16 protein-coding genes, 1 other RNA gene and 3 riboswitches are annotated in these 16,474 nt (G+C 37.7%); of the genes, 3 read left to right on the plus strand and 14 right to left on the minus strand.

The features are described from left to right. Positions 1 to 98: 98 nt before the first annotated feature. Positions 99 to 200: riboswitch (purine riboswitch) on the minus strand. A gap of 138 nt (positions 201 to 338) precedes the next feature. From NST46_RS21055 to NST46_RS21085, 7 genes are all read right to left on the minus strand, one after another. Continuing rightward, positions 339 to 710 carry a VOC family protein gene (locus tag NST46_RS21055; RefSeq protein ID WP_118888645.1) on the minus strand — a complete coding sequence of 124 codons (372 nt, stop codon included), beginning with the start codon at positions 708 to 710 and terminating at the stop codon, positions 339 to 341. A 152-nt stretch (positions 711 to 862) separates the two neighbouring features. Then, a non-coding RNA gene (ssrS, locus tag NST46_RS21060) (6S RNA) lies at positions 863 to 1,048 on the minus strand. Positions 1,049 to 1,121: 73 nt separating this feature from the next. Beyond that, the gene (gene sspL / locus NST46_RS21065) at positions 1,122 to 1,262 is read right to left on the minus strand and encodes a small, acid-soluble spore protein L (protein WP_095309871.1); all 141 of its coding nucleotides are present in this window, start codon (positions 1,260 to 1,262) and stop codon (positions 1,122 to 1,124) included. A gap of 67 nt (positions 1,263 to 1,329) precedes the next feature. Further along, positions 1,330 to 2,934 (minus strand): acyl-CoA synthetase, encoded by a 1,605-nt coding sequence (locus NST46_RS21070; RefSeq protein WP_341137714.1) that lies wholly within the window; start codon positions 2,932 to 2,934, stop codon positions 1,330 to 1,332. Between the two features lie 169 nt (positions 2,935 to 3,103). Continuing rightward, positions 3,104 to 3,718 (minus strand): 3'-5' exonuclease, encoded by a 615-nt coding sequence (locus tag NST46_RS21075; protein WP_095310052.1) that lies wholly within the window; start codon positions 3,716 to 3,718, stop codon positions 3,104 to 3,106. Positions 3,719 to 3,743: 25 nt separating this feature from the next. After that, on the minus strand, positions 3,744 to 4,481 hold the full coding sequence (locus NST46_RS21080; protein ID WP_251660570.1) for a CBS domain-containing protein: 738 nt from the start codon (positions 4,479 to 4,481) through the stop codon (positions 3,744 to 3,746). Positions 4,482 to 4,542: 61 nt separating this feature from the next. Then, complete coding sequence (locus NST46_RS21085) at positions 4,543 to 5,481, minus strand: MBL fold metallo-hydrolase (RefSeq protein WP_341137715.1); 939 nt, start codon at positions 5,479 to 5,481, stop codon at positions 4,543 to 4,545. A 180-nt stretch (positions 5,482 to 5,661) separates the two neighbouring features. Further along, positions 5,662 to 5,764: riboswitch (SAM riboswitch) on the plus strand. A 99-nt stretch (positions 5,765 to 5,863) separates the two neighbouring features. Between NST46_RS21085 and NST46_RS21090 the strand changes: the two genes are divergently transcribed. Genes NST46_RS21090 through NST46_RS21100 form a run of 3 tightly spaced genes read left to right on the plus strand, consistent with a single transcriptional unit; the run spans position 5,864 to position 8,891 of the window. Then, the gene (locus tag NST46_RS21090; protein ID WP_095309874.1) at positions 5,864 to 6,616 is read left to right on the plus strand and encodes a cyclase family protein; all 753 of its coding nucleotides are present in this window, start codon (positions 5,864 to 5,866) and stop codon (positions 6,614 to 6,616) included. Between the two features lie 21 nt (positions 6,617 to 6,637). Then, positions 6,638 to 7,741, plus strand: coding sequence for a 5-methyltetrahydropteroyltriglutamate--homocysteine S-methyltransferase (locus NST46_RS21095; RefSeq protein WP_341137716.1), 1,104 nt, complete (start codon positions 6,638 to 6,640; stop codon positions 7,739 to 7,741). Positions 7,742 to 7,784: 43 nt separating this feature from the next. After that, the gene (locus NST46_RS21100) at positions 7,785 to 8,891 is read left to right on the plus strand and encodes a 5-methyltetrahydropteroyltriglutamate--homocysteine S-methyltransferase (RefSeq protein ID WP_341137717.1); all 1,107 of its coding nucleotides are present in this window, start codon (positions 7,785 to 7,787) and stop codon (positions 8,889 to 8,891) included. 88 nt (positions 8,892 to 8,979) lie between these two features. Here the strand turns inward: NST46_RS21100 and NST46_RS21105 are convergent, their stop codons facing one another. The 7 genes from NST46_RS21105 to NST46_RS21135 form a co-directional block, all read right to left on the minus strand. Beyond that, positions 8,980 to 10,032, minus strand: a complete 1,053-nt coding sequence (locus tag NST46_RS21105) for a YkvI family membrane protein (RefSeq protein WP_118888640.1) — start codon at positions 10,030 to 10,032, stop codon at positions 8,980 to 8,982. 96 nt (positions 10,033 to 10,128) lie between these two features. Further along, a complete protein-coding gene (gene menC, locus NST46_RS21110) occupies positions 10,129 to 11,244 on the minus strand; it encodes an o-succinylbenzoate synthase (protein ID WP_341137718.1) in 1,116 nt (371 codons plus the stop codon). A gap of 78 nt (positions 11,245 to 11,322) precedes the next feature. After that, positions 11,323 to 12,120, minus strand: coding sequence for a GNAT family N-acetyltransferase (locus tag NST46_RS21115; RefSeq protein WP_251660560.1), 798 nt, complete (start codon positions 12,118 to 12,120; stop codon positions 11,323 to 11,325). Positions 12,121 to 12,137: 17 nt separating this feature from the next. Continuing rightward, positions 12,138 to 13,262 (minus strand): M20 peptidase aminoacylase family protein, encoded by a 1,125-nt coding sequence (locus NST46_RS21120; RefSeq protein WP_095309882.1) that lies wholly within the window; start codon positions 13,260 to 13,262, stop codon positions 12,138 to 12,140. Positions 13,263 to 13,326: 64 nt separating this feature from the next. Further along, positions 13,327 to 14,169, minus strand: a complete 843-nt coding sequence (locus tag NST46_RS21125) for a MurR/RpiR family transcriptional regulator (protein ID WP_341137719.1) — start codon at positions 14,167 to 14,169, stop codon at positions 13,327 to 13,329. Between the two features lie 500 nt (positions 14,170 to 14,669). After that, a complete protein-coding gene (locus tag NST46_RS21130) occupies positions 14,670 to 15,602 on the minus strand; it encodes a nucleoside hydrolase (protein ID WP_340003115.1) in 933 nt (310 codons plus the stop codon). 218 nt (positions 15,603 to 15,820) lie between these two features. Further along, a riboswitch (purine riboswitch) is annotated at positions 15,821 to 15,919 on the minus strand. A gap of 207 nt (positions 15,920 to 16,126) precedes the next feature. Next, positions 16,127 to 16,390, minus strand: a complete 264-nt coding sequence (locus NST46_RS21135) for a CPCC family cysteine-rich protein (protein ID WP_251660557.1) — start codon at positions 16,388 to 16,390, stop codon at positions 16,127 to 16,129. Positions 16,391 to 16,474 lie beyond the last annotated feature (84 nt).

Below are 16,474 nucleotides of genomic sequence, written 5' to 3' on the forward strand. Positions count from 1 at the left end.
CCGGAAGCCTGCTTTCTACCATAACTATGATAAAAGCAAACCTCGAGCTTTCGAATTCGAAATAGAACAAAATGGACTCACACAAATAAGAGTTCCCAATTTGTTACGTTACTTTTCATAGTCGGTTTATTTACGGTAAACCGGTAGAAACTTACAGGCCATATTCCTGTTATTATATGAAAAAACATATTCAATTTGTAAATGCTACTAATAGCACCACTACTAGATTGTTATAAGTATAGCATGTGAGTCGCTTATTACAAGTCAAATTTAAAAATAAAACCATTCGCACAATTTAGAGATATTTTTAAATCATGTTGCCCCCATGTAAAACAATTCTATTTTTCCCACTCTAAAAATTCAATACGATTTCCAAACGGATCGGATAGATAAAAACGATTTGCACTCGGCAGTTTATAATCAACTATGAAATCCACTTGATTTTCATTTAAATATTCTTTTAGTTTTTCAATATTTTTGACTAAGATTGCTGGATGTGCCTTCTGCGCAGGAACAAATGGCTTTTCAATACCAATATGGATATTTATCGTCCCAGCCTGAAACCAAACCCCACCATTCGCTTTCAACAATTCCGGTTTTTCTACCTCTCTAAAACCTAATATTTTCACATAAAAGATACGTGCTTCTTCTTCGCTGCCAGGAGGTGCAGCTAATTGAACATGATCAATCGTTTCATAATGAAAAGTCATCGGTTTTCACCTCGGTTTATTAGTAATTCTATCTTATCCTTTTTTATCAGCTTAGAATAATACCGATTTTTAATCAATTTGTTAAAGCTAACCTTATCACACAACCAAAAGACCGACTACCATTGCGGAAGTCGGTCTATAATATTCTATGTATACAGGCCACAATTGCCGTATTTTGTAATAAAAAGTTTTAAACCACCACTTCGCAAAGTGGGTGTTCGCAGAAACCTTCCTGTCTTCCGCTTCTTTGGCGGCGCGACATTCCAATTTCGATGTAAAACTCCCTATACATTCATTAGAGGTTAAAACTTAATTAAATACGAACATTGTAGCTTGTATTTATATATTACATCTTCTCACGAAAAAATTCAATGGTAAGAACTTACCATTTTATGCAAGTTGTAAATTAACTTATATCTTTGTATTTTTCTTCTTTGCACGCTGCTCCAGCTGTGATTTCGGCTCCTGATCAGCTATGTCTTCTGAATATCCTTGTGGATTCAAACTTGAATTAACGCGTTTCTTACTCCAATTTTCATTTTTATTTGCCATTTGAAACACCTCCAAGATTTAGTGTTTCAAATTCGTTTCATTGTATACGAACAATTTGGCTAATCCTTTATTGTGCTGCCAATCCTTCATATTTATCTCTCAAGGAACGCTTCAGCACTTTCCCACTAGGATTTTTCGGTAGTTCGTCCGTAATCTCAACATACTTCGGAACTTTGTATTTCGCCAATTTGTCTGTACAAAATTGAATTACCCTTTCTTTTGTTACTTCTGCTCCTTCTTTTGGAACAACAATCGCTGTCACCGCTTCAATCCAATAAGCGTCCGGTATACTAATTACAGCGACCTCTGAAACCCCTTCTAACTGATAAATGATTTCCTCAATTTCTCTGGAAGAAACATTCACTCCACCAGTATTTATCATGTCTTTTTTGCGATCTACAATTGTAATATAGCCTTCCTCATCCATTACACCTAGATCACCACTATGAAACCAGCCGTTTCGAAATGCCTCTGCCGTTTTTTCTGGTTCGTGTAGATAACCTTTCATGGCATGCGGTGTACGGTGGACAATTTCTCCCACCTCGCCGCGCGGTACCTCCTTATCTGCTTCATCTACAATTTTCGTCTGGACATTTAATGTCGCTTTGCCTGCTGAACCCAACTTCCGTAACTGATCTTCTGGTTGAAGTGCGGTGGCAAGGGGCGCAACTTCTGTCTGACCATAAAAGTTCCAAAACTTTGCGCTTGGTAAACGTACCGAGAGCTCCTTTAAAATTTCCATTGGCATTATGGCTGCACCGTAATAGCACTTTTCAAGGGAGCTTAAATCACGCTTATCAAAATCTGGATGGCGTAATAATCCAATCCATACAGTTGGGGGACAAAATAGCTGTGTTGCTTTTTCTTCCTCAATTGTCCTTAAAATTAATTCCGGGCTTGCTGATCCTAGAATAATCCCACTAGATCCTAGGTAAACGCTCGGCCCCAAAAAAACATGCAGTTGTGCACTATGATATAACGGCAATGCATGGATTGCGATATCTTCCGTCCCCATTTTACCATCTACAATACTGCTGAGGTATTCACTAATAAGGCTTTTATGTGTAAGCATGACTCCTTTAGGCCTTGATTCCGTTCCACTTGTATATAAAACTTGCACGAGATCATCATCAAGAATATCTGCATCCATTAATTGAGTGGACATCCCTTCTTGTGCTTGGGATAATGGCTTCCATCCTTTATTTTCATCATTATAAGGAAGGGTTATATCCATCAGATAACGGTATTTAATATTCTGTTTGCCAACAGAGTGATCGAGTAAGCCTGCGTATTCCTCTGAAGCAATAAAACCATTAACATCAGCATGCTCTACAATATACTGCACATCTTCTCGATTAAGCATATAGTTGATTGGAATCATAACCGCTCCAATTCGTGCAAGCGCATAATTTACTACAATAAAATCAAGGCTGTTTTTAGACATGACCGTAATCATATCTCCCTTTTTCATGCCATCTGCTAAAAATGCATGTGCTGTCTGATTAACAATGTTATCAAGCTCTTCATAGGTTAACCGTTTGTTTTGATAAGCGAATGCAAATTTAGTCGGGGTTCTTTCTCTCGTACGAGCTAATAAATCTCCTAATGTGTTTCTTCTTGCTCTTTGCAGCAATTTATCCAAATCAGATTGTACATTTGTATTGGTATTCATCCTACCACTCCCTCAATGGTATCATGATGGCAAGCCTGTTGAATATTCTATCTATTATTTTAATTCAGTTAATTAAAGATAGCAAGTTGCAGTACTCATTCAAGTATATTTATTCGTAAGCATAAAAAAATGCTAGAACAATCATTGCAGATATTCTAGCATTTTTAATTTACTTTAAATATAGTCTTGTACTTCCTTTTACACGTTTCATTTTTGGCGGATAATAGCCACGGTCATAAATTTTTCCATTTGTCATGCTGCACTTTTCTAAAAAACGGTCAAGAGAGTTTGTTTTGGTATCCCGTAATGCTTGAATCATCACTTGCGCAGCGACTCTAGCGTCTTCTAGTGCGTGGTGATGTTCAAACTGAAGGTTATGATAGGTAGCAAGTGTGTTTAATTTATGGTTCTCCAATTCCGGCCAAAGCTTTTTAGCGATATTTACGGTACAAAGGTAGTCCATGTCAGGATATGAGAGCTTGTAATAATCAAGTGTATTGCGAATCACACTCATATCAAAGCTTGCATTATGTGCGATTGTTAGGTGGTCGTTTAAGTAATTCCGCAATGTCGGCCAAACCTCTGCAAATGTAGGAGCATCAGCAACATCATGCTCAGTAATCCCATGAATATACGTATTGAATGATTTAAATTCCATTAATGGATTGATAAGGCTGTAGAATTCATCTATTATGCCATGCTCATTGGCTACTACTAAACCAACCGCACAAGGACTAAAACGTTTTTCATTAGCAGTTTCAAAGTCTATTGCTACAAACTCCATAGCTGTCCCCTTTCGTATTGCATACTCAAATCTCCATAATATCCCAATTGGTAACAATCCCAACTAGTCCACCACTGGAGCTTCCTTCCTTTGTAATCAATAATGCTTCCAATCGATTGCCTTTTCCAATTTGCTCCTTAAAAATTTCCTTTGCTTCATATACAGATGTCTCCTTTGATATGAATCTAAAGTTATCCCTTTTTTCACATTCCAAGACCTCTACTAATCTTGCATCTAATAGAGAGGTTAATCGATTTTCGATACCTTTCGAAAACCATTTTGTAATTCCTTTATGCGTAATTAACCCCTGAAACACATTACCACTGTATACTGGAAACTTCGTAATCCCTTGCTTATTAACGACTTCTAGTACATTCGATAATGGCTCGGTTTCTTGAAAGCATACGACCTTACGAATAAAAAGCGGGTCTACTTTTCTAGGCTTTAAAAGTTCAATTTCAATTGCTTCTATCCGTTCTACAACGGAATCATGTGGCTCTGCAATAGTATACATGAGATCCGTCTTGTTATGTACAATAGCATTTCGTAACTCAGCAAATTCAAGCAGGTCATCTTGAAACTGTTTTATCAACGCATTTGATTTACCCAGGACTTTAACAGCTCTTGAAAACCCCATTTCTTTCTTAATAAGCAAAGCTTTTAAGCCCTTTTCGATTCGATTGAACGCCGTCAAAAAACGATCTGAGTTTCGATGCACGACAGTTTCATTTTGTTTTAGTATCGGATTGTTAACACGATTCACTTTCCGCCCTCCTTATTCGTTTTCTCTCTTCTACATACCAGTGATTTCGTACACTCAAATATTACGACTGGTTAATGCTGAAATAAACTTTCTCATTATCATAAAATCGGTGTATCTTATCCATCGACTCTAAGTATATTAGTCTTGTTAAAGTCGCCATAAATGGGCTAACAAAGTGACTAAATTTTAGGCTGCCATAAATTTTTTCACACACTTCGGCTGCTGTCAAAGTCTCTGCTTTCACAATGCTTTCAACCTCATTTAACCGACGCTCATGTCCTTGAATCAATGTTTGTACACGTTCACTCAAGCGATGGATATTCTCACCATGCCCTGGTAAGGCTAATGCTGTCGGATAATGCTGCATCCGCTCAACGGATGCAAAATAATCGTTTAATGGATTGAATTCCTCCCCTGTCCACAAACCGATTACAGGAGAAATCTTATTTAAAATATGGTCGCCAATCAGCATTAGCTTCCTGTCTTTTTGATAAAAGCAATAGTGATCCGGAGCATGACCCGGTGTCCAAACAACCTCAAAACACTGATTCCCTAACAGGATGGTATCAGTTTCATCAAAGAATCCATCTGGTTCAAATTCATAGATAAAGGAATCATTACCTATTCTGCCAGGCAAATTCGGCCCCCCATGCATATGAAGCAAATCAGCAAGATTTTCTTTAATTTTCTTCTTATCACGATGTTTCAGCATTTCCTTATACCCGAGTTTCGATGTGTAAACGGGAACTCCCTTTTTCTCCTGAAACCATCTCGCTAGACCAATATGGTCCTGATGTGTATGTGTTAAAACAACCTTTTTCACTTCAACACCAGTATCAAATAGCGCTTCCCAAGTCGCAATTGCTTCCTCTGAATAAATCCCTGTATCAATAACGGTATAGCCATTCTCTCCTTTGACAAGATAGCTATTTACCTCTTGCATTCCTCCTGGAAAACGAACGACTAGCTTTTCTATACCCTCACTTACATTAACTAACAAAATATCATCCCCATTGTACAAAGCTCTTTCTATACTATTAATTTTAGCGTTGATCAGTTAGATTGCAAGAATCTCTAACTTTTGCAATTTTTTTCACGCTACATGTAATATTCTTAATTTTAATGGTTGACATTCAGAATCGTATGGAGTACTCTAATTATTAATTTCATACAAAAAACTTTCTTATCCAGAGAGGTGGAGGGACTGGCCCTATGATACCTCGGCAACAGACTTTTTAAGTACTGTGCCAATTCCAGAAGCAATGATTGCTTGAAGATAAGAAGAGATATTAGACGATACGGTGCCTAACCTCTTCTTATTTTTAAGAAGAGGTTTTTTCTTTTCTTTAAAGAAGTTTTAAAAAACTACTGGAGGGGATTAAATGGCAACGGTTCAAGCAGGAACAGAATTGCAACAGGCAATTGCATTACTGAAAAAGAAAAATTGGGTAGACCTCACGCACACATTCGGGCCAAACTCACCACACTTCGCAGCATTTGACGATGCCGAATTCAAAACACTTTTCACACATGATGATGGCTTTTTCGCACAACGATTTACCTTTCCTGGACAATACGGCACACACATTGATGCACCAATTCATTTTGTACAGGATCAACGTTATCTTGAAGAGCTTGAATTAAAGGAACTTGTTTTACCGCTTGTGGTGATCGATAAGTCAAAGGAAGCTTTAGAAAATAATGACTTCACCTTATCGAAAGAAGATATTCTAGCATTTGAAGCAATAAATGGTGAGATTGAAGCAGGTACATTTGTAGCGTTACGAACCGACTGGAGTAAACGTTGGCCAGATAAAACTGCTTTTGAAAATAAGGACGAAGCTGGTAATAGTCACTTGCCTGGATGGGGAATTGACGCATTGCGATTTTTATTTGAAGAAAGAAACGTAAATGCTGTCGGTCATGAAACATTTGATACAGATTCCTCCATCGATGTCCGAAAGAATGGCTCACTCATTGGCGAGTATTATGTGCTGGAGCAAGATACATACCAAATCGAGCTTCTAACCAATTTAGATAAAGTACCAACAAAAGGTGCTTATATCTTTAATATCGTTGCCAAACCAGAAAAAGCAACTGGATTCCCAGTAAGATCTTTTGCAATATTACCTTAATAAAAATATGGAGGGATTTTCATGACGAAAACATTAATTAAAGCACCATTTAAAGCAGATCACGTAGGAAGTTTATTACGACCGGACAGGGTTCATAAAGCGAGAAAGGATTTTAAAGAAGGAGCTATTCCGGCAAGTGAGCTTCGTACGATTGAGACAGAGGAAATTAAGCGAGTGGTTGATAAACAAATTGAAGTTGGCCTTCAGGCTGTAACCGATGGGGAGTTTCGCAGAAGATTTTGGCATACAGATTTCTTAGAGCATTTTATTGGTATTGAAGGCTATGTACCAGATCATGGATTTAAATTTGTGGACGTGGAAACGGAAAAATACGACGTGCGCAATGTTGGAAAAATAACATTTAACCCAGACCATCCATTCATCAAAGATTTTATTGAGTTTAAAGAAATTGTTGGTGACAGGGCTGTCGCAAAACAAACGATTCCAAGTCCAAATCAGTTATTCAATGCTGGGATTCGGAATGCAGATGTCTATCCAGACATTGAGGAATATGCACATGATATTATCGTCGCTTACCGTGATGCGATAAAAGCATTTTACGATGCTGGCTGTCGTTACCTGCAATTAGATGATGTCTATATTGCAGGATTGAGCTCTGATACGATTCCATTTAATGATAGTAAATTAACAAGAGAATATTTAATCGATTTAGCGCTTCGTGTTGCTAATGGTGTGCTAGAAGATAAACCAGAGGATTTAGTTGTAACAACACATCTATGTCGCGGAAACTATCAATCTACCTGGGCGTTTGAAGGAAGCTACGCAAAAATTGCACCAACATTATTCGCAAAAGAAAAAGTAGATGGCTTTTTCTTAGAATATGATGATGACCGTTCTGGAACCTTTGAGCCATTGAAGTATATCCCAGAGGGCGGTGCACAAGTAGTCATTGGCGCTGTAACATCTAAATTTGGTGAGCTTGAAGATAAAGAGGCATTGAAAGCACGCATTCAGGAAGCTGCTAACTATGTACCGTTGGAGCAAATAGCTTTAAGTCCGCAGTGTGGATTCGCGTCAACCCATCATGGTAACAAGCTAACAGAGGAAGAACAATGGAATAAACTGAAATTTATCGTAGACATTTCAAAAGAGATTTGGGGATAATTTTCCTACCTACTATTAAAATAAAAGAAAGAAGGAATAGATCATGACACAAACGCTAGTAAAAGCGCCATTCAAAGCAGATCACGTAGGAAGTTTATTACGTCCAGAGAACCTACGTCAGGCAAGAGAAGATTTTAAAACAAGCAAAATCACTGCAGCAGAATTACGTGAAGTCGAAACAAAGGAAATCAAACGTATTGTTGATAAACAGATTGAAGTCGGATTAGAAGCAGTAACCGACGGTGAATTCCGTCGCAGCTGGTGGCATCTTGATTTTCTTGAGCATTTAAATGGGATTGAAGGCTACAACACCGAAAAAGGCTATCAATTCGATGGCGTAGAAACAGACCGATATCATGTGCGTAACACCGGGAAAATTTCCTTTAATGCCGATCATCCGTTTATTAAGGACTTTATTGAATTTAAGGAAATTGTTGGTTACCGTGCGGTTCCGAAACAAACGATTCCAAGTCCAAACCAGCTATTTGAAGTCGGGATACGAAACCCAGAAATTTATCCAGATATTGAAGAATATGCCAACGATATTACACAAGCATACCGAGATGCTGTAAAAGCATTCTATGATGCTGGTGTGCGTTACTTACAACTAGACGATGTGTACATTGCTGGACTTTCATCTTCTGACTTTAAATTAATCGATACTGGCGGCTATTCAAGAGAGCAATTAATCGATTTAGCAGTTCGTATTGTAAATGGTGTACTCGAAGACAAACCAGAGGATTTAATTGTAACAACACATCTATGTCGCGGAAACTATCGTTCTAGCTGGGCATTCCAAGGCAGCTATGCTGAAGTTGCTCCAACCTTATTTGCGAAAGAGAAAGTGGACGGCTTTTTCCTTGAATATGACGATGAGCGTTCTGGAACCTTCGAACCGTTGAAACATGTTCCAAAAGGTGGAGCACAAGTTGTTATTGGCGCGATTACATCAAAATTTGGTGAGCTAGAAGATAAAGAAGTGATCAAAAAGCGAATTGAAGCTGCATCACGATTTGTGCCATTAGAGCAAATTGCTTTAAGCCCACAGTGTGGATTTGCTTCCACGCATCACGGGAATAAGCTAACAGAGGATGAGCAATGGACAAAATTGAAATATATTGTTGAGTTATCGAAAGAGATTTGGAAATAATCATGTAGACTTGGCATCGCCCAAACTTGGTGAATACCAAGTTTTCTAAAAAAACGAACAGCATGCAATTGCTGTTCGTTTTTCTCATTTATGATTGTGCTTTTCTTAATCTAACCCAAGATATAATAACCGCAATAATTAAAACAAAGCCTAAATATCCGGTAATTGGATAAACGGTCCCTACAAGTGTCGTAAAGCCAATAAAGCTTGCACCAAAAGCTAGTAAACCTATGATAACAACGGCTCCTTTAAACGTTCTCGTATTCTGCGGCACAAGTCGTGCAGTAAAAGCATAAAGCATACCTACTGCTGTGTTGAAAATCATCCCTAATAAAGCAATTGCCATTAAGATACCAACAATTGGCGATACCTCTGTCGCCAGTACTAATGTAGGCATATCTGCTTCTTGAATAGACCCGATATTCATAAATAAACTCAAATTAATTAGAAATAGTAATAACCCAAGTCCGATTCCACCAAGAATTCCACCCCAGCCAGCAGTTTTTCTATCCTTAATCGTGCCGCCAATGACGGCCAGCATAGCAAATCCTGCTGCAAGATTATACGAAACATAGAGCAATGCTCCTATAATAAAGTTAGGGGCTGAAGCAGGCTGCGCTTCTGCCAATGCATTTAACTGACTAAAGCTTGCATCACTCGTAAATAAAGAATATCCTGTAATAATAAATATTAATACCAATAAATAAGGCGTTATGCTACTAATTACCGCAATAACTTTATTTACATTCAAACAAAGTGTAACAATGACAGCTACAGTCATGATTAAGTTCCCAACAAGTGGAGGAATACCGAATTGTTGTTCAAATATCGACCCGCTACCTGCAATCATGACAACTGCAACACCAAACAGAAAGAATGTAATTAATAGATCGATTGCAAAGCCAAAATATCTTCCACATATTTTATAAATTACTTCACGATGTGATGCTGTTTGATAATAAGTTCCTAACTGAAGCACATGCATTCCTAGAAATGCAAAGAGTAACCCTGCGATGATGGTTCCAATTACACTATAGATTCCAAAGCTTGTAAAAAACTGCATGACTTCCTGACCAGAAGCAAACCCTGCTCCCACAATTAATCCAACATAAGCTCCAGCAACCTGAAGACTCTTTTTCATATGTAAATCCCCTTCGATATATCATAATATTATGAATTTTTATCTTGTAAAAGAGGAGAGCTTACAATGCGCTCCTCTATATAACACCGTATTTTATTAAAAATGATAGACTCTTGTCCATTCCGTAAATTCATCCATCGCTTCCTCGTCGATATCATAGCCAATTCCAGGCTGATCTGGAACATTTATCAGTCCATTCTCTACAACTACTTCCGGTTTAATAATGTCTCTTTCCCAATATCTTGATGAACCAGCTGTATCTCCTGGTAACACGAATTGTGCTAATGTTGTTAATGCAACATTATGCGCCCTGCCTACACCAGCTTCAAGCATTCCACCGCACCAAACGTCGATACCTTTATCCATACAAAAATCATGTATTCGTTTCGCTTCGGTTAATCCACCGACTCGTCCAATTTTTATGTTAATAATTTTACAGCTGCCAAGCTCGTAGGCTTTTCTCGTATCTTCAAGTGAATGAATACTCTCATCTAAACATATTGGTGTTTTCATAACCGCTTGAAGCTTCGCATGGTCTACAATATCATCATGCTCCAATGGCTGTTCAATCATCATTAAATTGAGATCATCTAACTTTTGTAAATGTTCAATATCATCAATCGTATACGCTGAATTTGCATCTGCCATAATTGGTATATCCGGAAAATGCTTGCGAACCTCACGAAGTACCTCTACATCCCAACCCGGCTTAATTTTTATTTTTATTCGTTTGTAGCCGGCATCAACAAAGTGTTGAATCGTTTGAATTAAATCATCTACTGTAGGTTGGATTCCAATACTGATTCCAACATCAATTTGTTTTCTTTCTCCACCTAGAGCTGCAGCTAAGGTGAGTTTTTCTCGTTTTGCATATAGATCCCAAACCGCTCCCTCTAATGCAGACTTTGCCATATTATTACGCTTAATTGGATGGAATAAATCAGATACTTGTTCCGGATGGTTAATTTGATTATCTTTTAAAATCGGAATAAGAAAGTCTTCCATGACATGCAAGTTGGTTTTTACCGTTTCTTCACTGTACCAAGGACTTGAAAATGCAACAGACTCCCCATACCCGCGATTTCCGTCTTCATCAATGAGCTCTGTAATAAAAAATTTCTTATCCTGAAAGGTACCAAAGCTTGTTGTAAAAGGATCTTTTAAACGCATATTCAATTTATGTATTTTTAACTGTTTTATAGGTATTGTCATTGTATATCCTCCTGTTTAAATTCATAACTTTTCATCGTACAGGCAGAAAAGCTTTACCTCTTCTACCTGCTTTAATACTTACTGTTTGCGAAAAACATAATAATTATAGTCTTCAGCATAATGAATAAAGTCGGAAGCTTGATAGCCATGTTGGAAGAGTCTTCTAAAGAGCTCTTGCGTTGTCAATCTCCACTCTTTTGCAAGATTAAAGTTTTCCTCTTTCAGACTTTGAAAATTTGCTGGAATTGCAACCAGCCACATATCCCATTCCATACTATCATTAGCATGATAATTGTCTGTTAGAACAGGCTTACGCTCAGAGTCCATTTGTAATAATATATTTGCTGCATCAACTGATATGGTTTCCTTCTCTTCGCAGGTTTGACTGATATCCCATATAATTTGAAAACGATCAGATGGCAGGCCTTGGCTAAACTCATCGCCTAGTTCACCGTAGTGATTTTCTTTAAAATAAACTCCTTTGGCACCAAGCTTATGCAAGTTTAAATAGGCGTTTACACTTTCCAATGGATCGAATGTCCATGTTATTACTTCATAGCCCATTTCCCTTGCCAATACTGCTTGCTTCAGTTTTAGCTTTCTTCCGATTCCATCTTTCCTATACGCTGGAAGTATTCCCATCATATGAGAGCATAGGTAAGCATTTTTCCCATCAAATCCTGCAAAGCTATATAGAAAACCAATTAGCTTTTCAGAATCATAGGCGCCTAAAATAATGCCGCCATTCGTTAATGCTGTAAATGTTTGATGCAACGGGATCGCCGACATATGCCAAACAGTTTCTTCTAACTTCTGAACTTCTCTTAATTCATCCAGCGTCGTTAATTTCCTAATTTCGAGTTTACCTTTTACCACAAGAAAGACTCCTTCTACTATAATGATTCCATTGTTTTATATAAGGCGCATGTTATAATTTCAACTGCTTTTGGAATAGCGTTATGATTAAAGGTCATCTCAGGATGATGCAAACCTGGCACCAAATCGCAGCCAACTGCCAGCATTGTTGCTTTTAAAGCTGGGCGTTTAATCGTATAGAAATGAAAATCATCGCCACCTGTTGTTGTAATAACCGGGGATAAATTCTCATCTCCCGCACATTCAACTATTGCCTGTCTCATAAAAGATATTGCATCCTGATCAAGCACCGCAGCGGCCACATTTGCACCAACTGACAAGTCAATTTCCACGTCATGAAGCTGTGCTAGCGATGAAGCAATGCGATAAATTTTTTCTGTTATTTCTTCCATCACCTCATTATTCTGAGCCCTAACATCAATTGAAAAACTAGCATTTCCGGGAATTATGTTTGAGCTTTTTCCACCTGCATGAAATGCAGTCATTTTAGCAGAGTGAGGAATCATTGGATTCACATGAATGCTATTTATTGCTTGAAAAAAATCCGTACCAACCTGAATGGCATTTGCATTTAAATGTGGTCTTGCTCCGTGTGCATCATGCCCTTTTATATGGCCTTGGATAAACTTAGCTGCACCGTGCTCAATAGCCGGAGCAAATTGTCCATATCCCAACTCCTCTATCGGTCTCAAATGCATTCCATACAAATAATCCACATCGTCAACAATACCCTTGTCCACAAAAGCTAACGCACCATTGCCTTTCTCCTCTGCCGGTTGAAAAATAAACCGAAACGTTCCTTTAAACTGTTTCTTTTCTTCTAAGATTGTAAGGAGAGCACCAATGACAATCGTCATATGGGCATCATGTCCGCAAGAGTGGTTTGCTTGGAATGTCCCGTTCACTTCCTGCCATAAGGCATCAATATCTGCTCTGAGGGCAATAACAGGACTGCCACTACCTATATCAATTACTAATCCCGTCGAATCTTCAAAACGTTTAATCGTGCAGTTTTTCCCTTGAAACAACCGTTCAATATAATCCGTAGTCTTCCTTTCTTCCCAGCTAATCTCTGGATGTTCGTGTAAATGATTAAATATATCCTCTAATAATGGATTTATTTTTTTCAATGTTGCGTTCATTTTAATTAACTCCCATCTAAGCTTAAAAAACTTGGCGTCGTACAAAATAAGAAAGCTGTTCTTATCAGTCAAAAAAATCTTTTCCATTTATAGAATCAAACAATTCCACTCTTTGCTTAACTTTTTCGTTATTTTCAAGTGATATTGAAGCAATGATACTGTTTGACAATGACATCACTGCTGGTGCTGCATCTAATGTTGATTTACCAGACAGTTGCACATTTAATACTAAATCGCAATATGCTGTAATTGGAGAAAAGCTTGAATCTGTAATTCCAATTACAAACGCTCCCTTATCCTTAGCATGCTTAGCAATATTAATCGTATCTACAGCATAGCGATGAAAAGAAAATCCTACAAACACACTTTTCTCAGTGAGCTCACTTAGCCTCAATAGAATATCATCTGTGCCAGGATTATACATCCTTGTATTTCCGTGGATTAAGTCGAGTGAATACGAAAACCAGCTTGCTAGTGCATGAGAGGAACGAACTCCAGCAACAATAACACGATCTGCATTTGTTAATTTCGTTACAGCTGTTGAGAGACTTTCCTCTGACAGCTGCTGCATCATTTTTTGAATGTTTCCTGCATCACTCGCCATTAATTGTTTAATGGAATTCTCTGTTCCGCCATCAACCTTTTTATCTTCTACATAATCAGATAATGAACTCCTTTGTAATAGGATATTTTGAACCTCCTCTTGAAGTTCCTTATATCCTTTATATCCAAGTTGTTTACAAAATCGTATGATAGTTGTTTCACTAACTCCAATTTGTTTTCCAGCTTCCGTGGCAGAAGAAACTGCAAACAACCTGGGATTCTCTAAGATATATGATGCAATCTTCTGTAAACTGTTCGTAAATATATTTTTTTGTTCATAAACTTTTTGGTATATATTTTCCATATAATCCCTCATTATTCAGCGAATAAAGGAATTCCTTTATTTATCAAAAGAAAAGAAGTAATTCCTTTTTTCAGTTAATTTATACTATCATATTTTCGAATGTATGTCACCCTGTATTTGATTTTAAAAAGACTATATTGCTTCAGGCAGCTGACGTTAGTTTGCACTTAATTTAGACAATATTTTGCACGACCTTTTGGCAGTGTCAGGAAATGTGTGTTTACAGCAGAAGGAAATTCCCATCATTAAGAGCCTAATTTCTCAGTATTAATATTGAGAAATTAGGCTCTTGGTTGCTCTATTAAAACGTTGATAGTTGCGGAAAATCTTATTAAAGAAATAGTGCTTTTTGCGCTAATGGCCGTTTTTTGGAACTTGCTTCTTTTTTCGATTATTGTTGTAGTGCAAAAACAGAGCATCTTAAAGCAATCGTACCATCACCAAGATGTATCGGTATCAATAATAGCTCGTTTTTTGCCTACATCCAGAAGTCCCCTCTATTACTTTTTTGCTAATTCAGTCATATAATCAAAGAATGCATTGCGATTTACATCATAAACGACATTAACAGGTCGTCCATCAGCGGTTTCAACTGTACGGCCTTGGCTTGGACCATCAGCGTGCACTATGCTGTTAATGGTTTGTACTTTCACAAGATCACGATTTCCAACAAATGCGGTCGTTAACACATCCCACAAATAGTATGTAGAGTTCGTTGAAAAGTGAACAAGTGGTGGTACCATCGCATAACATTGTCCAAGAAAATCAACACCCAGGTATTTGCGTTCTTTAGCCCAACGCTCACGCACATCTAAGGTTAGCGGTACTTGGTTTGTACTTTCAAGCGCCACTAAATCAATTTCTATGCTGGTATCCCATACACGAGCGGCTGCTTCAGGATCCCAAAACACGTTCCATTCCGCTGTTCCATCATGTTCAGGCTCATGTACGTTTCCTGCTTCACGGAATGTACCACCCATCCAAACAAGCTTTTCAATTTTCTCTTCAATTTCAGGAGCTTCATCTAATGCACGAGCAAGGTCAGTGAGCGGTCCTGTAAATAATAAAGTTGTTTTATCTTCAGTTGCTAAAACCGTATCTATTAAATGAAGATGTGCTGGCTTTTCCGCCACCGGTGTTACAACTTTTCCAGATTCATTTAAAACCGGCAGAGCATCAACATAAAATGCATGCATACGCCAGTCTTTCGGAAAAGGATTTTTCCCACGAGAATTTGATGCTGCTACATCAAGACCGCCATAACCAAAGCGATCAATAATTTTACGGCTCGCAAACATTGCTGGCTCTAAATAACAATCTGCTGGAATGACCGAAACACCTGTGAGTTCAACCGTATCCATTTTTAGTAATAAAAATAGCGAAACGAGATCATCAACTCCGCCATCATGATTAAAGTAAATCTTTCTATTCATAATTTTTTCGATCCCTTCATGATTAATTTTTTAAAATTGCTTGGAGATTACCCAACTGTTTTGTTGTTGAACACTCGGATAAAATGACTCTTTGTTTCCCATTTGCCTGACGCGTCACTGCTAATGATAACATCTTATAATATAAAAAATGCTCCGATAGCTACCAGAGCATTGACTAAAGCATGTGTAAAATACAAAAGGATGAATCAATCGTTTCTAACATTTAACACTTATATCGTAGTCAAGCCATTTACAGCAACATGGTAGAAACTATTGAACCCTATCCCCAGATCTTAATATTTATCATCTATAGCTTCAGCTTTTATTACTTTTACTATAACATAATAAGGGAAATCGGGAACATCATCGTACCATTTCAACAAGAATGGTCACATTTTTTGAATCTAATGCTTTCCTTGCACGGATCTATCCTCTACCATTCTAGAACAATCGCAAGAACAAAGATAGGGCACCTATCCCTATTCTAAGATAAGCGCCCTTTTGTTGAATAGCTATAAATTAAGTTATAGTGGTTTCCAATTTTGATCTTTCATATCTTTTTCGTTTGGTTTTCTTACAAATTCAATACACCTTTTCTCACATGCCCCAAATTCAATGTAATTTCTCTGTGCTTCCCTTAAAGAAGGCGTATTTGCACCACCTTCATAATCAGGATCATTAAATTGAACCGCATCATCTTCCCAAAAACAAATCTCACAAATAGCATATGTTCCAGGGGGTTCATCATCTAATGTTTTATAACCACAACAGGGACAAATAAATTTCATCTAATCACCTTCAATAAGTTAATCAGTAATAATAACAGCTTTTATTTTACGCTGGAATCGCGCCCTTTTGCGGTAGGTCTTAAT

Origin of the sequence: Oceanobacillus sp. FSL W7-1309 (genome assembly GCF_038002145.1) — a bacterium.
Classification (GTDB): Bacteria; Bacillota; Bacilli; order Bacillales; family Amphibacillaceae; genus Oceanobacillus; species Oceanobacillus profundus.

What these genes read in the sequence shown, in the direction of transcription:
- NST46_RS21105 (WP_118888640.1), bottom strand. Translation starts at nt 10,032, where the DNA reads ATGAAAAAGAGTCTTCAGGTTGCTGGAGCTTATGTTGGATTAATTGTG.
- NST46_RS21095 (WP_341137716.1), top strand. Translation starts at nt 6,638, where the DNA reads ATGACGAAAACATTAATTAAAGCACCATTTAAAGCAGATCACGTAGGA.
- menC (WP_341137718.1), bottom strand. Translation starts at nt 11,244, where the DNA reads ATGACAATACCTATAAAACAGTTAAAAATACATAAATTGAATATGCGT.
- NST46_RS21090 (WP_095309874.1), top strand. Translation starts at nt 5,864, where the DNA reads ATGGCAACGGTTCAAGCAGGAACAGAATTGCAACAGGCAATTGCATTA.
- NST46_RS21135 (WP_251660557.1), bottom strand. Translation starts at nt 16,390, where the DNA reads ATGAAATTTATTTGTCCCTGTTGTGGTTATAAAACATTAGATGATGAA.
- NST46_RS21055 (WP_118888645.1), bottom strand. Translation starts at nt 710, where the DNA reads ATGACTTTTCATTATGAAACGATTGATCATGTTCAATTAGCTGCACCT.
- NST46_RS21075 (WP_095310052.1), bottom strand. Translation starts at nt 3,718, where the DNA reads ATGGAGTTTGTAGCAATAGACTTTGAAACTGCTAATGAAAAACGTTTT.
- NST46_RS21125 (WP_341137719.1), bottom strand. Translation starts at nt 14,169, where the DNA reads ATGGAAAATATATACCAAAAAGTTTATGAACAAAAAAATATATTTACG.
- NST46_RS21070 (WP_341137714.1), bottom strand. Translation starts at nt 2,934, where the DNA reads ATGAATACCAATACAAATGTACAATCTGATTTGGATAAATTGCTGCAA.
- sspL (WP_095309871.1), bottom strand. Translation starts at nt 1,262, where the DNA reads ATGGCAAATAAAAATGAAAATTGGAGTAAGAAACGCGTTAATTCAAGT.
- NST46_RS21120 (WP_095309882.1), bottom strand. Translation starts at nt 13,262, where the DNA reads ATGAACGCAACATTGAAAAAAATAAATCCATTATTAGAGGATATATTT.
- NST46_RS21100 (WP_341137717.1), top strand. Translation starts at nt 7,785, where the DNA reads ATGACACAAACGCTAGTAAAAGCGCCATTCAAAGCAGATCACGTAGGA.
- NST46_RS21130 (WP_340003115.1), bottom strand. Translation starts at nt 15,602, where the DNA reads ATGAATAGAAAGATTTACTTTAATCATGATGGCGGAGTTGATGATCTC.